This window comes from Geopseudomonas aromaticivorans (genome assembly GCF_019097855.1).
Classification (GTDB): Bacteria; Pseudomonadota; Gammaproteobacteria; order Pseudomonadales; family Pseudomonadaceae; genus Geopseudomonas; species Geopseudomonas aromaticivorans.
On sequence record NZ_JAHRGL010000049.1, the window covers coordinates 254,228 to 269,611 of the forward strand.

The window sequence follows — 15,384 nt, forward strand, 5'->3', positions numbered from 1 at the left end:
GCCAGCCGCCGCGCGGCGACGCGGATCGGCAGGGCACCGGCCTCGCCCAGGCCGACAGTTGAAAAATAACCTCGCCCCCACGGATCGGAGGCATATGCTTAACGCAGCGCGTCACACAGGGAAGTAGGGACGATCATGACCAAGGCATCGACTTGCCCGGCCCTGTGGGCCGGGGAACCCGCGCGGGAGGTCAGCGAGGCGCGCTTCCAGAAGCTGTTCGACGAGGCGGACGCCATGTCGATCCAGGGCTATCTGGCCGACGGCACCGTGGTCTACTGGAATCGCGCGTCGGAGCGGATCTACGGCTACAGCGCTAGCGAAGCCCTCGGCGCCAACCTGCTGGAGCTGATCATTCCGGCCGACCTGCACCACGAGGTAGAAGCCGCCATGCGCTGGATGTTCGAGTCCGGCCAGGGCATACCGCCGGCGCGCCTGCAGCTCAGGCACAAGAACGGGCAGCGCGTGCCGGTCTATTCCAGCCACACGCTGGTCACCGTCCCCGGCCATCCGCCGGTGCTGTTCTGCATGGATGCGGACATGAGCCACCTGCAGCAGGCCGAGACCGAACTGCGCGTGGCCGCCGCCGCCTTCGAGTCGCAGCAGGGCATGTTCATCACCGACGCCCGCGGCGTGATCCTGCGGGTCAATCAGGCCTTCACCCGGACCACCGGCTATGCGGCCGAGGAAGCCGTCGGCCATACGCCGCGCCTGATCAAGTCCAACCGGCATACCCCGGACTTCTACACGGCCATCTGGCGGAGCCTGCAGGACAACGGCAGCTGGCAGGGCGAGATCTGGGACCGCCGCAAGAACGGCGAAGAGTATGCGGACTGGGTCACCATCACCGCGGTCAGGGATGCCCAGGGCCGCGTGACCCACTACGTGGGCACCCAGACCGATGTCACCCAGCGCAAGGAGGCGGAAGCCAAGATCCTGCAGCTGGCCTTCTATGACCCGCTGACCGGGCTGCCCAACCGGCGCCTGCTGCTCGACCGCCTGCAACAGGCGCTGGCGGCCAGCCAGCGCAACCACAGCGGCGGGGCCCTGCTGTTCATCGACCTGGACAACTTCAAGACCCTCAACGACACCCGCGGCCACGACACCGGGGACCTGCTGCTGCAACAGGTGGCGGCGCGCCTGATCGCCAGCATCCGCGACAAGGACACCGCCGCCCGCCTGGGCGGCGACGAGTTCGTGGTCATGCTCGAGGACCTGGGCCAGAGTCCGCAGGAGGCGGCCAGCCGGGCCGAAGCCGCCGGCCGCAAGCTCCTCGCCACCCTCAACCAGCGCTACCGCCTGCGCGGCCATGGCTACGAGGGCAGCGTGAGCATCGGCATCACCCTGTTCCCGACCCAGGACAGCTCTACCGATGAGCTGATGAAGCAGGCCGACCTGGCCATGTACGAGGCCAAGGCAGCGGGGCGCAATGCCCTGCGCTTCTTCGATCCGCAGATGCAGGCCGCCGTCACCCAGCGCGCGGCGCTGGTCAGCGGCCTGCGCGAGGGCCTGCGCAAGCAGCAGTTCCGGCTGTACTACCAGCCGCAGGTGGACCGCGACGGCCGCCTGCTCGGCTTCGAGGCGCTGCTGCGCTGGCAATCCCCGCAGCGCGGCCTGGTATCGCCGGCGGAGTTCGTCCCCGTCGCCGAGGAATCCGGACTGATCCTGCCACTGGGGCTGTGGGTGCTGGAAAGCGCCTGCAGCCAACTGGCCGCCTGGGCGCGGCAGCCGGCCAGCGCCGGACTGAGCCTGGCCGTCAATGTCAGCGCCAGCCAGTTCGCCCGCGCGGACTTCGTCGAGCAGGTGCTGGAGGTGCTGGCCAGAACGGGCGCCAACCCCCGGCGGCTGAAGCTGGAGCTGACGGAGAGCCTGCTGGTGGCGCGGGTGGAGGAAGTCATCGCCAAGATGTCCGCTCTGAAGGCCCGCGGCGTGGGCTTCTCGCTGGATGACTTCGGCACCGGCTATTCGTCCCTCGCCTACCTGCGGCGCCTGCCGCTGGACCAGTTGAAGATCGACAAGTCCTTCGTGCGCGACCTGCTGGTGGACCCCAACAGCGCAGCGATTGCCCACACCATTATCGTCCTCAGCCAGACCATGGGCCTGGCGGTGATCGCCGAAGGGGTGGAGAGCGCCAGCCAGCGCGATCTGCTCGCCAGCCTGGGTTGCCAGGCCTATCAGGGCTATCTGTTCGGCCAGCCCCTGCCGCTGGAGCAGGCCGAACAACTGCTGGCGGCCCAGCCCCTGGCGCCAGCCGCCGCCGCAGACGCGGCGCCGGCCTGAACCCGGCGGCCGCGCGAGTCGCTGCGACGCCAGCGCGGGGAGTACCACGGCTCCCCGCTGCGCGCGGCCTGCGCAACGGCGCGACCTGGCGACGCTACTCGCAGATGACCATCCAGCTCACCCCGAAGCGGTCGTTGAGCATGCCGAAGGACCGGGCCCAGAAGGTTTTCTGCAGCGGCATCTCGACCTTGCCGCCCTCGCCGAGGGCGGCGAACCAGGCCGCGGCCTGCTCCGGTGTCGCGGCCGCCAGCGACAGCGAAAAGCCGCTGAACGTCGTCGGCGCGGCGCACATGCCGTCGGACATCATCAGGCTGCTGTCGCCGACGCGCAGGTTGGCGTGCATCACCTTGTCCTCCGCGCCGGGCGGCAGCTCCATCGGCTCGGGCGACTCCTTCATGCGCATCAGAAAGGTGATCTCGGCGCCCAGCGCCTTGACGTAGAAGTCCAGCGCCTCCTCGCAGCAGCCGTTGAAGAACAGGTAGGGTTCGACTTTCATGGCAACCTCCGCACAGCGGCAGCGCGCCGCAGAAGAGGCTGACAAGTCTAGGTGGACGACCGCGCGCCGCCATGCCGGCCGGCGGCGGGCCGACAGCCGGGCTCGCGCCAGGGCCTGCGGCAGTCCCGCTGGACAAGCCACCGCGGCCCCCTAGACTGCCTTGAAAGCCTGCCCTTGCTGCGGAGAGCCCCATGAGCCAGATCATCAGCGATCTCACCCACGAGCACGACGCCATCCTCTCCGCCCTGCGGATTCTCGAGCGCATGGCCGAGCGGGCGCAGCGCAACGCACTGGCGCCCGGCGACCTGGCCGAGTTCCTCGGCTTCCTTCGCGAGTTCGTCGACCAGTGCCACCACGGCAAGGAGGAAGGCCTGCTGTTTCCGGCCATGGCCAGGGCCGGCCTCGCCGAACACGGCGGCTTCATCGACGAACTGCTGGCCGAGCACGCCCAGGGCCGCGCTCTGGTCCAGGCCATGAGCCAGGCCGGCACACCGACCATCAACGCCGCCGAGCTCGCCGCCACCACCACGGCCTACGCCGAGCACCTGCGCGCGCACATCGCCAAGGAGAACGACGTGCTGTTCCCCATGGCCGAGCGCCTGCTCGACGATGCCACCCTGGCGGCGCTGCAGCAGGGTTTCGCGGCGCACGAGGAGAAGGTCATCGGCCAGGGGCGCCACGAACAGCTGCATACGCTGCTGCACCAGCTGAAGGCGAAGTATCTCGGCTGAGCGACCGACCGGCCGTCCTCACAGGGCGAACGGCAGGCCCAGCCCGGCATCCAGCGTCTGCCGCGCGGCCAGCAGCCGCCGGTATTCGTCGGGGTTCTTGATCAGCACGTCCTGGCCGGCGAAGGTCTCGGCGGCGATCAGCCGCGACAGCCAGAAGCGCACGCAGGCGATGCGCAGCATGGCCGGCCACAGCTCGGCCTCGGCGGCGCTGAACGGTCGCAGGGCGGCGTAGCCACCCAGCAGGGCGTGCAGGCGCTGCGCATCGAACTGGCCGCCCGGCTCCGCGCACCAGTCGTTGGCGGCGATCGCCAAGTCGTACAGCATCGGCCCGGAGCAGGCGTTGTAGAAGTCGATCACCCCGCTCAGCCGGTTGCCGTCGAACAGCACGTTGTCGTGGAACAGGTCGCCATGCAGGTTGGCCTGCGGCAGGTGGGCGAGGCGCGGGCGCAGCTGGACGATTTCCGCCAGGGCCGTCTTCAGCAGCTGGCGGCTGTCGTCGTCCAGGCGCAGGGCCTGCAGCGGGCCTTCGGCGAGCATCCAGTCGAGGCCGCGGTCGCTCGGCCGTTCGATCATCTCGCCTCGGGTGGCCAGGTGCAGGCGCGCCAGCAGCTCGCCGACCGCGTGGCAGTGGTGCGGGTTGGGCTGCGCCACGTGGCGGCCGGGCAGGCGCGGCTGCAGCAGCGCCGGCAGCCCGGCCAGTTCGCCGAGCGCCTGGCCGTCCGCGGTACGCACCGCGTAGGGCACCGGCAGGCCGGCCTGCTGCAGCACGTCGAGCAGGGCGATGAAGAAGCCCAGGTCCTCCCGCGGCCCGCGCTCGATCAGGGTCAGCACATACTCGCCGCGCTCCAGACTGACGAAGAAGTTGCTGTTCTCCGTGCCGGCGGCGATGCCCTCGAACTCCAGCAGGCGGCCGAGCCCATAGGGCGCGAGGAAGGCTTCCAGTTCGTGGCGTTCCAGCGGGGTGAAGACGGACATGACGGTTACCTGCGGCAGTTCGTGGTGCGCCTTACCAGCGGAAGATTTCCCACTGCGGAATCAGCATGTCCGGCTTGTCCGAACGGATGAAGTTGCTGTCGCCGTCGGCGCGCACCAGGAAGTACGGCTTGCCGATCTTCGGCGTGACCTTGATGGCGTAGAGGAAGCCGTTGACGCGGTATTCCTGGATGGTCTTGTCGCCCTCCTGGCGGATGGTCACGTCCGGCTCGGCGCTCGGCGCCTCGTCCTGGGCGATGGCGGCAAGCGGGGCGGCGGCCAGGAGGCCGGCGAGCAGCAGAAGGTTGATTGCACGCATGATGGTAACCTTGTCCCTTTGAAGTGAATGACCCCGTCATCTTACCTCGGTCGCATTGCCCAAGAGTCGATTTCCCTATGAGTCTAGCCCCTCTCGTCCTGGTGGACGGTTCCTCCTATCTGTACCGCGCCTTCCACGCGCTGCCGCCGCTGCACACCTCGCGCGGCCTACCCACCGGGGCGGTGAAGGGCGTGCTGAACATGCTGCTGAGCCTGCGCCGCCAGTACCCGGACAGCCCGTTCGCGGTGGTGTTCGATGCCAAGGGGCCGACCTTCCGCGACGAGTTGTTCGAGCACTACAAGTCGCACCGCCCGCCGATGCCGGACGACCTGCGGGTGCAGATCGAGCCGCTGCACGCCTGCGTCAAGGCGCTGGGCCTGCCACTGCTATGCATCGAGGGGGTGGAGGCCGACGACGTGATCGGCACCCTGGCGCGCTCCAGCGCGGCGGCCGACCGCCCGGTGGTGATCTCCACCGGCGACAAGGACATGGCCCAGCTGGTCAACGGCCACATCATCCTGGTCAACACCATGACCAACCCGCCGACCTATATGGACAGCGACGGCGTCACGGCCAAGTTCGGCATCGGCCCGGAGCTGATCATCGACTACCTGGCGCTGATGGGCGACAAGGTCGACAACATCCCCGGCGTGCCGGGGGTCGGCGAGAAGACCGCGCTGGGCCTGCTGCAGGGCCTGGGCGGCGGCCTCGACGTGATCTACGCCAACCTCGACCAGGTGCCGGCGCTGCCGATCCGCGGCGCCAAGTCGCTGCCGGCCAAGCTCGAGGAACACCGCGAGATGGCCTACCTGTCCTACCAGCTGGCCACCATCAAGACCGACGTGGCGCTGCAGCTGGGCCTCGACCAGCTGCACCCGAGCGCGCCGGACCGCGAGGCGCTGGTCCCGCTGTACCGCGAGCTGGAATTCAAGAACTGGCTGGACGACCTGCTGCGCGAGGCCAAGGCGGCAGGCGGTCCTGCGGCCGGCGCTCCGGCCGCCGACCTCGCGGCCCCTGCCGCGGACGCCGCCGAGAGCGCGGAGCCAGCGCCCGCCGCGCCCGAGCAGCACTACGAGACCGTGCTGGAACCCGCGCAGTTCGACGCCTGGCTGGCCAAGCTCAAGGCGGCCGAGCTGTTCGCCTTCGACACCGAGACCACCGGCCTCGACGCCCAGCAGGCCGAGCTGGTCGGCATTTCCTTCGCCGTCAGCGCCCATGAGGCGGCCTACGTGCCACTGGCGCACAGCTACATGGGCGTTCCCGAGCAGCTCGACCGCGACACGGTGCTGGCCGCGCTCAAGCCGCTGCTGGAAGACCCGGCCAAGGCCAAGGTCGGCCAGCATGCCAAGTACGACATGAACATCCTCGCCCGCTACGGCATCAAGGTGCGCGGCGTGGCCTTCGACACCATGCTGGAATCCTACGTGCTGGACTCCACCGCGACCCGCCACGACATGGACAGCCTGGCGCTGAAGTACCTCGGCCACGGCACCATCCGCTTCGAGGACATCGCCGGCAAGGGCGCCAAGCAGCTGACCTTCGACCAGATCGCCCTCGAGCAGGCCGGCCCCTACGCCGCCGAGGACGCCGACGTCACCCTGCGCCTGCACCAGGCCCTGTGGGGCAAGCTGGAAGCCATCCCGTCGCTGGCCAAGGTGCTGACCGAGATCGAGATGCCGCTGGTGCCAGTGCTAGCGCGCATCGAGCGCCACGGCGCGCTGGTCGACGCCAGGCTGCTCGGCCAGCAGAGCGTCGAGCTGGGCGAGAAGATGCAGCAGCTGCAGCGCCAGGCCTTCGAGCTGGCCGGCGAGGAGTTCAACCTCGCCTCGCCCAAGCAGCTCGGCGCCATCCTCTACGACAAGCTCGGCCTGCCGATCCTCAGCAAGACCGCCAAGGGCCAGGCCTCCACCGCGGAAAGCGTGCTGGCCGAACTGGCCGAGATGGACTACGCGCTGCCGCAGGTGCTGATGGACTACCGCAGCGTCAGCAAGCTGAAAAGCACCTACACCGACAAGCTGCCGGAGCAGATCAACCCGCGCACCGGGCGCATCCACACCAGCTACCACCAGGCGGTGACCGCCACCGGCCGGCTGTCCTCCTCGGACCCGAATCTGCAGAACATCCCGATCCGCACCGCCGAGGGCCGGCGCATCCGCCAGGCCTTCATCGCCCCGGCGGGCTACCGGCTGGTCGCTGCCGACTACTCGCAGATCGAACTGCGCATCATGGCCCACCTGGCCCAGGACGAGGGCCTGCTGGACGCCTTCCGCCACGGCCGCGACGTGCACCGCGCCACCGCCGCCGAGGTGTTCGGCGTCGCGCTGGAGCAGGTGACCACCGAGCAGCGGCGCAGCGCCAAGGCGATCAACTTCGGCCTGATCTACGGCATGAGCGCCTTCGGCCTGGCCAAGCAGATCGGCGTCGACCGCAAGCAGGCGCAGGCCTACATCGATCGCTACTTCGCCAGATACCCTGGGGTGCTGGCCTATATGGAGCGCACCCGCGCGCAGGCCGCCGAGCAGGGCTTTGTGGAGACGCTGTTCGGCCGCCGCCTGTACCTGCCGGAGATCCATGCCAAGAACGGCGCCATGCGCAAGGCGGCCGAGCGCACGGCAATCAACGCGCCGATGCAGGGCACCGCGGCGGACATCATCAAGCATGCGATGGTGGCGGTGGACGCCTGGCTGCCGGCGTCCGGACTGGATGCACGGATGATCCTCCAGGTGCACGACGAACTGGTGCTGGAGGTGCGCGAGGATCAGGTCGAGGCGCTCAAGGCCGGCCTGCTGCCGCTGATGAGCGGTGCCGCCCAGCTGGACGTGCCGCTGCTGGTGGAGGCCGGGGTGGGCAGCAACTGGGACGAGGCGCACTGAGACGCGGCCGGCGGCAGTCGCTCGACGTCGCCGAAAGCCGACCAACGGCTGAACTTTCGCCAGGGCACTCAGTCAGATTGATTGAGTGGTTGGCAGACCCCTCTGTGGATTGTTGTTGTTCTGTTCACACTGAGAATCCGGATCCCCCGCCCTGGCGATCCGGTATTGAAGCCCGGACTTCCATCCCCCCAACGGAAGACCGGGTTTTTTTTGTCCGCCGCCAACCTCAGGCGTCCGCCGCTTCCTCGGCGTCTTCCGCCCCCAGCAGGCCCATCCAGCCGGCCAGCACCGCCTGCGCCTCCTCGATGCCCTGCCGCTTGGGCGCGGAGAACAGCTGCACGCTGGCCACCTCGCCCCAGCCCTGGCGGATGTCCTTCTGCACCTTGAGCAGCGCGTTCTTCGCCGCCCCGTAGGTCAGCTTGTCGGCCTTGGTCAGCAGGATGTGCATGGGCAGGCAGCTGGCCTTGGTCCAGTCGAGCATCAGGCAGTCGAATTCGGTCAGCGGATGACGGATGTCCATCAGCAGGACTACGCCGACCAGGCTGTGGCGGCTGCCCAGGTAGGCCTCCAGGTGGCGCTGCCAGTGCTGCTTGAGCGGGATCGGCACCTTGGCGTAGCCGTAGCCGGGCAGGTCGACCAGGCGGCGCTGGTCGTCGAGACGGAAGAAGTTGAGCAGCTGGGTCCGCCCCGGAGTCTTCGAGGTGCGCGCCAGGCGGGCATGGGTCAGGGTGTTCATCGCACTGGACTTGCCGGCGTTGGAACGCCCGGCGAAGGCCACTTCGCAGCCCTCGTCCGGCGGGCACTGATCGACCTGCGCGGCACTCTTGATGAAGGAGGCCTGCTGACACAGACCGAGGATGGGATTCTTGACGAACATGGCGTGGGCCTGTGCTGCGCCTGCACACATGCATGGCAGGCTGGGACTGGGGTGAGCTGCGACGAAGTGTCGCGCGCGGCGGTTCCGTTTCCGTTTTGACGTCGCCTGTATATAATGCCACGGATTTTGTGTGCGCTTTGTTCTCAAGTTAGTGCCCATGCGGACGGACCCCGCCAGCAGAATGCCGGGCCGTTTCCCCCTGATGAAATGAGGTCGACCATGAAGAAACTGTTGCTTGCTGTGTCGCTCGTCGCCGCCACCTTCTCGGTGCAGGCTGCCCAGGATCCGGAAGCGGTCTTCAATCGTGCTTGCGGCGTCTGCCATATGGGCGCCATCCCCACGGCACCGGTCAAGGGCGACAAGGCCGCCTGGGAACCGCGCCTGGCCAAGGGCATGGACGCACTGGTTGCAAGCGTCACCAATGGTTTCAATGCCATGCCGCCCCGCGGCATGTGCATGGACTGCACCGCCGAGGACTACCAGGCCATCATCCAGTGGATGAGCACGCCCAAGTAAGCCCGACACACCCCTTTCCCCCCTTAGCCGTAGTTGGATTAGCTGATGAACAAACTACTCGTGAGTCTGCTGTTGACCCTGGGCGTGACTGGCCTGGCTCAAGCCGCTGGTGATGCCACTGCCGGACAAACCAAGGCAGCCGTCTGCGGCGCCTGCCACGGTCCTGACGGCAACAGCCCGGCACCGACCTTCCCGAAGCTGGCTGGCCAGGGTGAACGCTATCTGCTCAAGCAGATGAAGGACATCAAGAGTGGCGCACGCCCGGTGGTGCCGATGACCGGCCTGCTGGACAACCTGAGCGATCAGGATCTGGCCGACATCTCCGCCTACTTCGCCAGCCAGAAAGGCAGCGTCGGTCAGGCCGATCCCAAGCTGGTGGCGCGCGGCGAAGCGCTGTTCCGCGGCGGCAACCTGGCTGCCGGCATGCCGGCCTGCTCCGGCTGCCACTCGCCGAACGGCGAAGGCAACGACCTGGCTGGCTTCCCGCAATTGGGCGGCCAGCACGCGGCCTACGTGGCCACGCAGCTGACCAACTTCCGCGAAGGCGTGCGCACCAACGACGGCGACACCATGACCATGCGCTCCATTGCCGCCAAGCTGAGCAACAAGGACATCGAAGCGGTGTCCAGCTATATCCAGGGCCTGCACTAAGCACCCCTGCAGTAGCCTGCAACACAAAAAAGGGTGGCCATGGCCACCCTTTTTTTTGCCCGCCTCGCCTACAATCGCGTGGAATCCGTCGACCGCCTCGCTGTCCAATCAGCCGTGCGGCAAACCACTTCATCCTGTTCAGGAGTCAAGCATGCGTAACCTGATTCTCTCGGCCGCGCTGGCCGGCATCAGCCTGTTCGGCGCCACCGCCCACGCCGAGGACATCCAGGCCGGCAAGCAGTACGTCGAACTGACCAGCGTGGTACCGGTGGCCAAGCCCGGCAAGATCGAAGTGGTCGAGCTGTTCTGGTACGGCTGCCCGCACTGCTACCAGCTCGAGCCGACCATCCAGCCGTGGGCCGCGCAGCTGCCCGCAGACGTCAACTTCGTGCGCATCCCGGCCATGTTCGGCGGCGTGTGGAACGTCCACGGCCAGATGTTCCTGACCCTCGAGGCGATGGGCGTGGAAGCCAAGGTGCATGACGCCATCTTCACGGCCATCCACCGCGAAGGCAAGAAGCTGGCCACCCCGGAGGAGATGGCCGAGTTCCTCGCCGGCCAGGGCATCGACAAGGACAAGTTCCTCAGCACCTTCAACTCCTTCGCCATCAAGGGCCAGATGGAGAAGGCCAAGAAGCTGGCCATGGCCTACCAGATCACCGGCGTACCGGTGCTGGTGGTCAACGGCAAGTACCGCTTCGACCTCGGCACCGCCGGCGGCCCTGGCGGCGCGATTCAGGTCGCCGACCACCTGATCGCCAAGGAGCGCGCCGCCCAGCCCGCCCCGGCCAAGTAAGCGGCCGCCACCATGCTCAGGCGCTGGATCACCACGCGCGCGCCCGGTAGCCGGGCCGCGCAGCACAACCCGCAGGCCTCCGGCGACGGCGGCCTCGGCGAGTGCCTGCGCCTGCTCAGCTTCAACATCCAGGTCGGCATCGGCACCCAGCGCTACCGCCACTACCTGACCCGCAGCTGGCAGCATCTGCTGCCGCACCGCGAGCGCGCGGCGAACCTGCAGCGCATCGGCGCCCTGCTCGCCGATTTCGACGTGGTCGCCCTGCAGGAAGTCGATGGCGGCAGCCTGCGCTCCGACTACGTCAACCAGGTCGAGCATCTGGCCCAGCTCGGCAACTTCCCCTACTGGTACCAGCAGCTCAATCGCAACCTCGGCCGCCTGGCCCAGCACAGCAACGGCCTGCTCAGCCGCCTGCGCCCGAGCCTGCTGGAAGACCACCCGCTGCCCGGCCCGCGCGGCCGCGGCGCCATCCTGCTGCGCTTCGGCGAAGGCCCGGAGGCGCTGGCGGTGGTGATGATGCATCTGGCCCTCGGCACCAAGGTGCGCACCCGCCAGCTGGCCTACATCCGCGAACTGATCCAGGGCTACCGCCACTGCGTGCTGATGGGCGACATGAACACCCATGCCGGCGAACTGCTGGAAGACTCGCCGCTGCGCGATCTCGGCCTGGTCGCCCCGCAGACCCGCGCCACCTATCCCAGCTGGCAACCGCAGCGCTGCATCGACCATATCCTGCTCAGCCCGCAGCTGACCCTCGAGCGCATGCGCGTGCTGGATGCGCCGATCTCCGACCACCTGCCGGTGGCGGTGGATATCCGCCTGCCCGCCGTCCTGCGCCCGCAGCAGCTGATGGAGCTGCCGCGGCCGGCCTGAACACCGCCGGCTGGCGCGCGGTCGCCGCGTACCGCGCAACGGCGTATGCTGGCCGTCCGCACCAGATCCTCCGCCGCACACCGATGAAGATTCTCCCCCTGCTTGCCCTCACCCTGCTGCTCGCCGGCTGCGCCGGCAGCCTGCGCATCGACGACCGCTACCCGTCGCGCGACCAGAGCAGCCGGGTCGAATTCATCGTCCTCCACTACACCTCCAGCGACCTGCCCGACTCGCTGAAGACCCTCAGCCACGGCGGCGTCAGCGCCCACTACCTGCTGCCGGCCGACCAGGCGAAGATCTACCGCATGGTCGACGAGAACCGTCGCGCCTGGCATGCCGGCGACAGCCAGTGGCGCGGGCGCACCTGGCTGAACGCCAGCTCGATCGGCATCGAGATCGTCAATCCCGGCTACGAGGACACCCCCGCGGGACGCCGCTGGCATGCCTACCCGCAGCCCCAGATCGACCGCCTGATCGCCCTGCTCAAGGACATCCAGGCCCGCCACGGGGTGGCTCCGGCCAACATCGTCGGCCACAGCGACATCGCCCCGCAGCGCAAGGTCGACCCGGGGCCGCTGTTCCCCTGGCGCCAGCTCGCCGCGGCCGGGCTGATCCCCTGGCCCAAGGCCGCTACGGTGCAGGACAAGCTGCGCCAGCTGGACGGCCGCGTGCCGGAGGTCGCCTGGTTCCAGCACCAGCTCGAGCGCGCCGGCTATGCGGTGCCGCAGCACGGCCAGCTGGACCAGGCCACGCGCAACGTGCTCGCCGCCTTCCAGATGAAGTACCGTCCGGAGCAGCACGACGGCCAGCCCGACGTGCACAGCGCCGCCCTGCTGCTGGCCCTGCCGCCGGTCGAGTGACCCACGACAGGTTAGACTGCCCGCCATCGACTCACGCCAAGGAAAGCCCATGACCCTGCATATCCGAATCTGGGACCTGCCCACCCGCGTCTTCCACTGGTCGCTGGCGCTCAGCGTCATTGGCGCCCTGGTCACCGGCTGGAGCGGCGGCAACTGGATGGTCTGGCACGGCCGCCTCGGCCTGCTGATCGCCGGCCTGCTGGCCTTCCGCCTGGCGTGGGGCGTGCTCGGCTCCACCTACGTACGCTTCGGCCAGGTGCTGCGCCTGCCCCGCAGCCTGCCGGCCTATCTGCGCGGTGAATGGCACGGCGGCGGGCACAACCCGCTGGGCTGGCTGTCGGTGCTGGCGATGCTCGCCGCCCTCGGCTTCCAGGTCGCCAGCGGCCTGGTGGCCAACGACGACATCGCCTTCACCGGGCCGCTGTACCGCCTGGTCGACTCCGAGACCAGCAGCCGCCTGACCAGCCTGCACCGCCAAGGCCTGTGGCTGGTGGTGGCGCTGGTGGTCCTGCACCTGGCCGCGCTGCTGTTCTACCGCCTGGTGCGCGGCGAGAACCTGATCGAGGCCATGCTCCACGGCAAGCGCCGGGTGCCGGCGAACCGGCCGATCAAGCCCGCCAGTGGCGGCAGCCTGCCGGCGCTGATCGTCGCCCTGGCCATCGCCGCCGCCACCCTCTGGGCGGCCAACGGCAGCTGGATTCCGACCCCGCCGCCCGCGCCGGTGCAGAGCACCCCGGCCTGGTAGGGCAACCCAATAAAAAGGGCGACCCGCGGGTCGCCCTTGTTCGTTGCGTACCGCCCGGTGCGCACCGCGCACCACCGCGGCAGCAGCCGCAGCGCCGGCCCCGTCAGTCCATGCGGAACTTGTCGTGGCAGCCCTTGCAGCTCTTGCCCACGTCGCCGAAGGCCTGGGCGATCTGCGCCTTGTCGCCCCCGGCAGCCACCTTGGCCAGGTTGTTGGCGGCCTGGTTGAAGGCAATGGCCACCTTGGCGACCTCTTCCTTCTGGGTGAAGAACTCCGGCTTGACCCGGGTCTTTTCCTTGCCCACCGACTTCTCGGTGCCCGGGCCGTACAGTGCGCCCATGCCCGAGTTGGCGATGGCGGCGATGGCGTTGGCGGCGGCGGCCACCTGCTGCTGGTCATAGGCCACCGAGCCCTCGACGACCTGCGCCTTGATCTTACCCATGTTCCAGGCCATGAAGCTGTAGCCGGCCTTGCGGTACTCGATCTGGTCTTCCGGGCTGACCTGGGCCACGGCCAGGCCGGCGGTGCAGGTCAGCAGCAAACCGGCGGTGCCGGCGATCAGTTTGTTCAGCATCGGGTGTTCTCCCTTTCCTTGAGACTAAGCACGAGAAGTGCCGGCCAGGGCCGGCAAGCGCTCTAGAGTAGCCCGTTCCCCAGCGCCCGGCATACCCGCACGGGCGAATCGCGCCCCTCAGCCGCGGCGGCTTTCATACCAGCGGAACAGGCCCAGGCCGGCGAGCATGGCGAGGAAGAACGGCAGGATGGCGAGGTTGCCGCTGCCCAACACCACCACCGCCGGCCCCGGGCAGATGCCGGCGATGCCCCAGCCGGTGCCGAACAGCAGGCTGCCAATCACCAGCGCCCGATCCGGCGCGCGCTTGCTCGGCAACTGCATCGGGCAGCCGGTCAGCGACTGCGTGCGGCGCTTGGCCAGCGCGAACGGCAGCAGCGCCGCGGCGATGCCGCCGCCCATGACCAGGGCCAGCGACGGATCCCAGTTACCGGCCAGGTCGAGGAAGGCCAGCACCTTGGCCGGATCGGCCATGCCGGCCAGCAGCAGGCCGACGCCAAACAGCAGCCCGGCGATGAATGCAGTCAGACGATTCATGCTCCAGCTCCCAGCAGGTGGCGGACGACGAAGACAGTGGCGAAGCCGGTGGCCATGAAGCACAGGGTCGCCACCAGCGAGCGCGGCGACAGCCGCGACAGGCCGCAGATGCCGTGGCCGCTGGTGCAGCCGGCGCCCAGGCGCGCGCCGAAGCCGACCAGCAGGCCGGCCAGCAGCAGCCCCGGCACGCCGACCTGCATCTCGATCACCGGCAGCTCGGCAAACGCCAGCCACAGCCAAGGCGCCAGCAGCAGACCGAGAATGAATAGCAAGCTGTCCAGCCAGCCGCTGGCCTTCGGCTTGAGCAGACTGCCGAGCAGGCCGCTGATGCCGGCGATGCGGCCGTTGGCGAGGACGAACAGGCCGGTAGCCAGGCCGAGCAGGATGCCGCCGGCCAAGGCACTCCAAGGGGTGAAATGGGCCCAGTCGATGGTCATGGACGCTCCTCCGCGCAGAACAGTTGATACAGGGTATGAATGACCGCCAGGACGGCGGGATCGGCGACACGGTAGTGGATCTGCTTGCCGTCGCGGCGGGTGGCGACCAGCCCCTCGCGGCGCAGCACCGCCAGCTGCTGCGACAGGGTCGGCTGGACGATGCCCAGCTGCGCCTGCAGTTCGCCAACGCTGCGCTCGCCCTCGGCCAGCTGGCACAGCAGCAGCAGACGATCCGGATTGGCCAGGGTCTTCAGCAGACTGCTGGCCGCATCGGCATTGGCGCGCAGCCGCGCGAGATCGAGACAGGCGACCGTCATGGCGACTCCCGGCGATTAGTCTGTGAACAATTTACCTTACTACAATCTATTTTTAAATATATTGATTACGAACAGCCCAGCCGCACGTCTACTTTAGGTGTAGAAACCCGCTATTTTTGGCCAAAGTCGACTTGCAATTTCGTAGAAATTAAACGCCAACCTCTTGAACCGCCCACGCCCACGCCGGCACAATGCCCCTCAATTACGCCCCGCCGCCGGCGCGCGCACAGCGCCGCCGGCCTGCCAAGCCAGTGGATCAGGCGCCCAGCGGGGGCGACACATAACAACAATTTCGTTTGCCAATGGAGATTTGCTCATGCAAATCGGTATACCGCTCGAAACCCACGCCGGGGAGACCCGCGTGGCTGCCACGCCGGAAACGGTCAAGAAACTCCTCGCCCAGGGTCACCAGGTCATCGTGCAGAGCGGTGCCGGCCTGGCCGCCAGCATCCCCGACGACGCCTATGCCGCCGTCGGCGCCCACCTCGGCGATGCCGCCGCCGCGCTGGGCGCTGCCCTGGTGCTCAAGGTGGTCG

The 15,384-nt window shown here is 68.3% G+C and carries 17 protein-coding genes and 1 pseudogene; 10 read left to right on the forward strand and 8 right to left on the reverse strand.

The features are described from left to right. Positions 1-135 precede the first annotated feature (135 nt). Positions 136-2,277: a putative bifunctional diguanylate cyclase/phosphodiesterase gene (locus KRX52_RS15760; RefSeq protein ID WP_217682669.1), complete on the forward strand. Its 2,142-nt coding sequence runs from the start codon at positions 136-138 to the stop codon at positions 2,275-2,277. 94 nt (positions 2,278-2,371) lie between these two features. Here the strand turns inward: KRX52_RS15760 and KRX52_RS15765 are convergent, their stop codons facing one another. Next, the gene (locus KRX52_RS15765; RefSeq protein ID WP_217682670.1) at positions 2,372-2,773 is read right to left on the reverse strand and encodes a VOC family protein; all 402 of its coding nucleotides are present in this window, start codon (positions 2,771-2,773) and stop codon (positions 2,372-2,374) included. Between the two features lie 191 nt (positions 2,774-2,964). Between KRX52_RS15765 and KRX52_RS15770 the strand changes: the two genes are divergently transcribed. Next, on the forward strand, positions 2,965-3,504 hold the full coding sequence (locus tag KRX52_RS15770) for a hemerythrin domain-containing protein (protein ID WP_217682671.1): 540 nt from the start codon (positions 2,965-2,967) through the stop codon (positions 3,502-3,504). 18 nt (positions 3,505-3,522) lie between these two features. Here KRX52_RS15770 and KRX52_RS15775 read toward each other — a convergent pair whose 3' ends face one another. Together KRX52_RS15775 and KRX52_RS15780 are read right to left on the reverse strand one after the other, a co-directional pair. Beyond that, positions 3,523-4,479, reverse strand: a complete 957-nt coding sequence (locus tag KRX52_RS15775) for a homoserine kinase (protein ID WP_217682672.1) — start codon at positions 4,477-4,479, stop codon at positions 3,523-3,525. A gap of 31 nt (positions 4,480-4,510) precedes the next feature. Further along, a complete protein-coding gene (locus KRX52_RS15780; protein ID WP_217682673.1) occupies positions 4,511-4,795 on the reverse strand; it encodes a DUF2782 domain-containing protein in 285 nt (94 codons plus the stop codon). A 77-nt stretch (positions 4,796-4,872) separates the two neighbouring features. Between KRX52_RS15780 and polA the strand changes: the two genes are divergently transcribed. After that, the gene (gene polA, locus KRX52_RS15785; protein WP_217682674.1) at positions 4,873-7,668 is read left to right on the forward strand and encodes a DNA polymerase I; all 2,796 of its coding nucleotides are present in this window, start codon (positions 4,873-4,875) and stop codon (positions 7,666-7,668) included. A 226-nt stretch (positions 7,669-7,894) separates the two neighbouring features. On the opposite strand, the gene yihA is transcribed toward polA, so the two are convergent. Beyond that, a complete protein-coding gene (gene yihA / locus KRX52_RS15790) occupies positions 7,895-8,545 on the reverse strand; it encodes a ribosome biogenesis GTP-binding protein YihA/YsxC (protein ID WP_217682675.1) in 651 nt (216 codons plus the stop codon). A 219-nt stretch (positions 8,546-8,764) separates the two neighbouring features. Between yihA and KRX52_RS15795 the strand changes: the two genes are divergently transcribed. From KRX52_RS15795 to KRX52_RS15820, 6 genes are all read left to right on the forward strand, one after another. Further along, positions 8,765-9,061 carry a c-type cytochrome gene (locus KRX52_RS15795; protein ID WP_217682676.1) on the forward strand — a complete coding sequence of 99 codons (297 nt, stop codon included), beginning with the start codon at positions 8,765-8,767 and terminating at the stop codon, positions 9,059-9,061. A 45-nt stretch (positions 9,062-9,106) separates the two neighbouring features. Beyond that, positions 9,107-9,712 (forward strand): c-type cytochrome, encoded by a 606-nt coding sequence (locus tag KRX52_RS15800; RefSeq protein WP_217682677.1) that lies wholly within the window; start codon positions 9,107-9,109, stop codon positions 9,710-9,712. Positions 9,713-9,863: 151 nt separating this feature from the next. Further along, positions 9,864-10,508, forward strand: coding sequence for a thiol:disulfide interchange protein DsbA/DsbL (locus KRX52_RS15805; RefSeq protein ID WP_217682678.1), 645 nt, complete (start codon positions 9,864-9,866; stop codon positions 10,506-10,508). Between the two features lie 12 nt (positions 10,509-10,520). Then, on the forward strand, positions 10,521-11,381 hold the full coding sequence (locus KRX52_RS15810) for an endonuclease/exonuclease/phosphatase family protein (RefSeq protein WP_217682679.1): 861 nt from the start codon (positions 10,521-10,523) through the stop codon (positions 11,379-11,381). 83 nt (positions 11,382-11,464) lie between these two features. Continuing rightward, a complete protein-coding gene (locus KRX52_RS15815; RefSeq protein ID WP_217682680.1) occupies positions 11,465-12,241 on the forward strand; it encodes an N-acetylmuramoyl-L-alanine amidase in 777 nt (258 codons plus the stop codon). Between the two features lie 49 nt (positions 12,242-12,290). Next, positions 12,291-12,986 (forward strand): cytochrome b/b6 domain-containing protein, encoded by a 696-nt coding sequence (locus KRX52_RS15820; protein ID WP_217682681.1) that lies wholly within the window; start codon positions 12,291-12,293, stop codon positions 12,984-12,986. A 103-nt stretch (positions 12,987-13,089) separates the two neighbouring features. Here the strand turns inward: KRX52_RS15820 and KRX52_RS15825 are convergent, their stop codons facing one another. From KRX52_RS15825 to KRX52_RS15840, 4 genes are all read right to left on the reverse strand, one after another. Next, positions 13,090-13,560, reverse strand: a complete 471-nt coding sequence (locus KRX52_RS15825; RefSeq protein ID WP_217682682.1) for a c-type cytochrome — start codon at positions 13,558-13,560, stop codon at positions 13,090-13,092. Between the two features lie 117 nt (positions 13,561-13,677). Continuing rightward, positions 13,678-14,094 (reverse strand): DUF6691 family protein, encoded by a 417-nt coding sequence (locus KRX52_RS15830; protein WP_217682683.1) that lies wholly within the window; start codon positions 14,092-14,094, stop codon positions 13,678-13,680. Further along, a complete protein-coding gene (locus KRX52_RS15835) occupies positions 14,091-14,531 on the reverse strand; it encodes a YeeE/YedE family protein (protein ID WP_217682684.1) in 441 nt (146 codons plus the stop codon). Before KRX52_RS15835 ends, KRX52_RS15830 begins: the two co-directional genes overlap by 4 nt. After that, the gene (locus KRX52_RS15840) at positions 14,528-14,848 is read right to left on the reverse strand and encodes an ArsR/SmtB family transcription factor (RefSeq protein WP_217682685.1); all 321 of its coding nucleotides are present in this window, start codon (positions 14,846-14,848) and stop codon (positions 14,528-14,530) included. The genes KRX52_RS15835 and KRX52_RS15840 overlap by 4 nt, the downstream gene beginning before the upstream one ends. Before the next feature lie 316 nt (positions 14,849-15,164). Here KRX52_RS15840 and KRX52_RS15845 point away from each other — a divergent pair. Continuing rightward, positions 15,165-15,384: pseudogene (locus KRX52_RS15845) on the forward strand (NAD(P)(+) transhydrogenase (Re/Si-specific) subunit alpha); the annotation flags it as partial.

Bases quoted from the DNA above. Each gene is read 5' to 3' on its own strand.
- KRX52_RS15775 (WP_217682672.1), bottom strand. From the start codon at position 4,479: ATGTCCGTCTTCACCCCGCTGGAACGCCACGAACTGGAAGCCTTCCTC.
- KRX52_RS15830 (WP_217682683.1), bottom strand. From the start codon at position 14,094: ATGAATCGTCTGACTGCATTCATCGCCGGGCTGCTGTTTGGCGTCGGC.
- yihA (WP_217682675.1), bottom strand. From the start codon at position 8,545: ATGTTCGTCAAGAATCCCATCCTCGGTCTGTGTCAGCAGGCCTCCTTC.
- KRX52_RS15835 (WP_217682684.1), bottom strand. From the start codon at position 14,531: ATGACCATCGACTGGGCCCATTTCACCCCTTGGAGTGCCTTGGCCGGC.
- KRX52_RS15805 (WP_217682678.1), top strand. From the start codon at position 9,864: ATGCGTAACCTGATTCTCTCGGCCGCGCTGGCCGGCATCAGCCTGTTC.
- KRX52_RS15770 (WP_217682671.1), top strand. From the start codon at position 2,965: ATGAGCCAGATCATCAGCGATCTCACCCACGAGCACGACGCCATCCTC.
- KRX52_RS15795 (WP_217682676.1), top strand. From the start codon at position 8,765: ATGAAGAAACTGTTGCTTGCTGTGTCGCTCGTCGCCGCCACCTTCTCG.
- KRX52_RS15840 (WP_217682685.1), bottom strand. From the start codon at position 14,848: ATGACGGTCGCCTGTCTCGATCTCGCGCGGCTGCGCGCCAATGCCGAT.
- polA (WP_217682674.1), top strand. From the start codon at position 4,873: ATGAGTCTAGCCCCTCTCGTCCTGGTGGACGGTTCCTCCTATCTGTAC.
- KRX52_RS15820 (WP_217682681.1), top strand. From the start codon at position 12,291: ATGACCCTGCATATCCGAATCTGGGACCTGCCCACCCGCGTCTTCCAC.
- KRX52_RS15815 (WP_217682680.1), top strand. From the start codon at position 11,465: ATGAAGATTCTCCCCCTGCTTGCCCTCACCCTGCTGCTCGCCGGCTGC.
- KRX52_RS15810 (WP_217682679.1), top strand. From the start codon at position 10,521: ATGCTCAGGCGCTGGATCACCACGCGCGCGCCCGGTAGCCGGGCCGCG.
- KRX52_RS15780 (WP_217682673.1), bottom strand. From the start codon at position 4,795: ATGCGTGCAATCAACCTTCTGCTGCTCGCCGGCCTCCTGGCCGCCGCC.
- KRX52_RS15760 (WP_217682669.1), top strand. From the start codon at position 136: ATGACCAAGGCATCGACTTGCCCGGCCCTGTGGGCCGGGGAACCCGCG.
- KRX52_RS15800 (WP_217682677.1), top strand. From the start codon at position 9,107: ATGAACAAACTACTCGTGAGTCTGCTGTTGACCCTGGGCGTGACTGGC.
- KRX52_RS15825 (WP_217682682.1), bottom strand. From the start codon at position 13,560: ATGCTGAACAAACTGATCGCCGGCACCGCCGGTTTGCTGCTGACCTGC.
- KRX52_RS15765 (WP_217682670.1), bottom strand. From the start codon at position 2,773: ATGAAAGTCGAACCCTACCTGTTCTTCAACGGCTGCTGCGAGGAGGCG.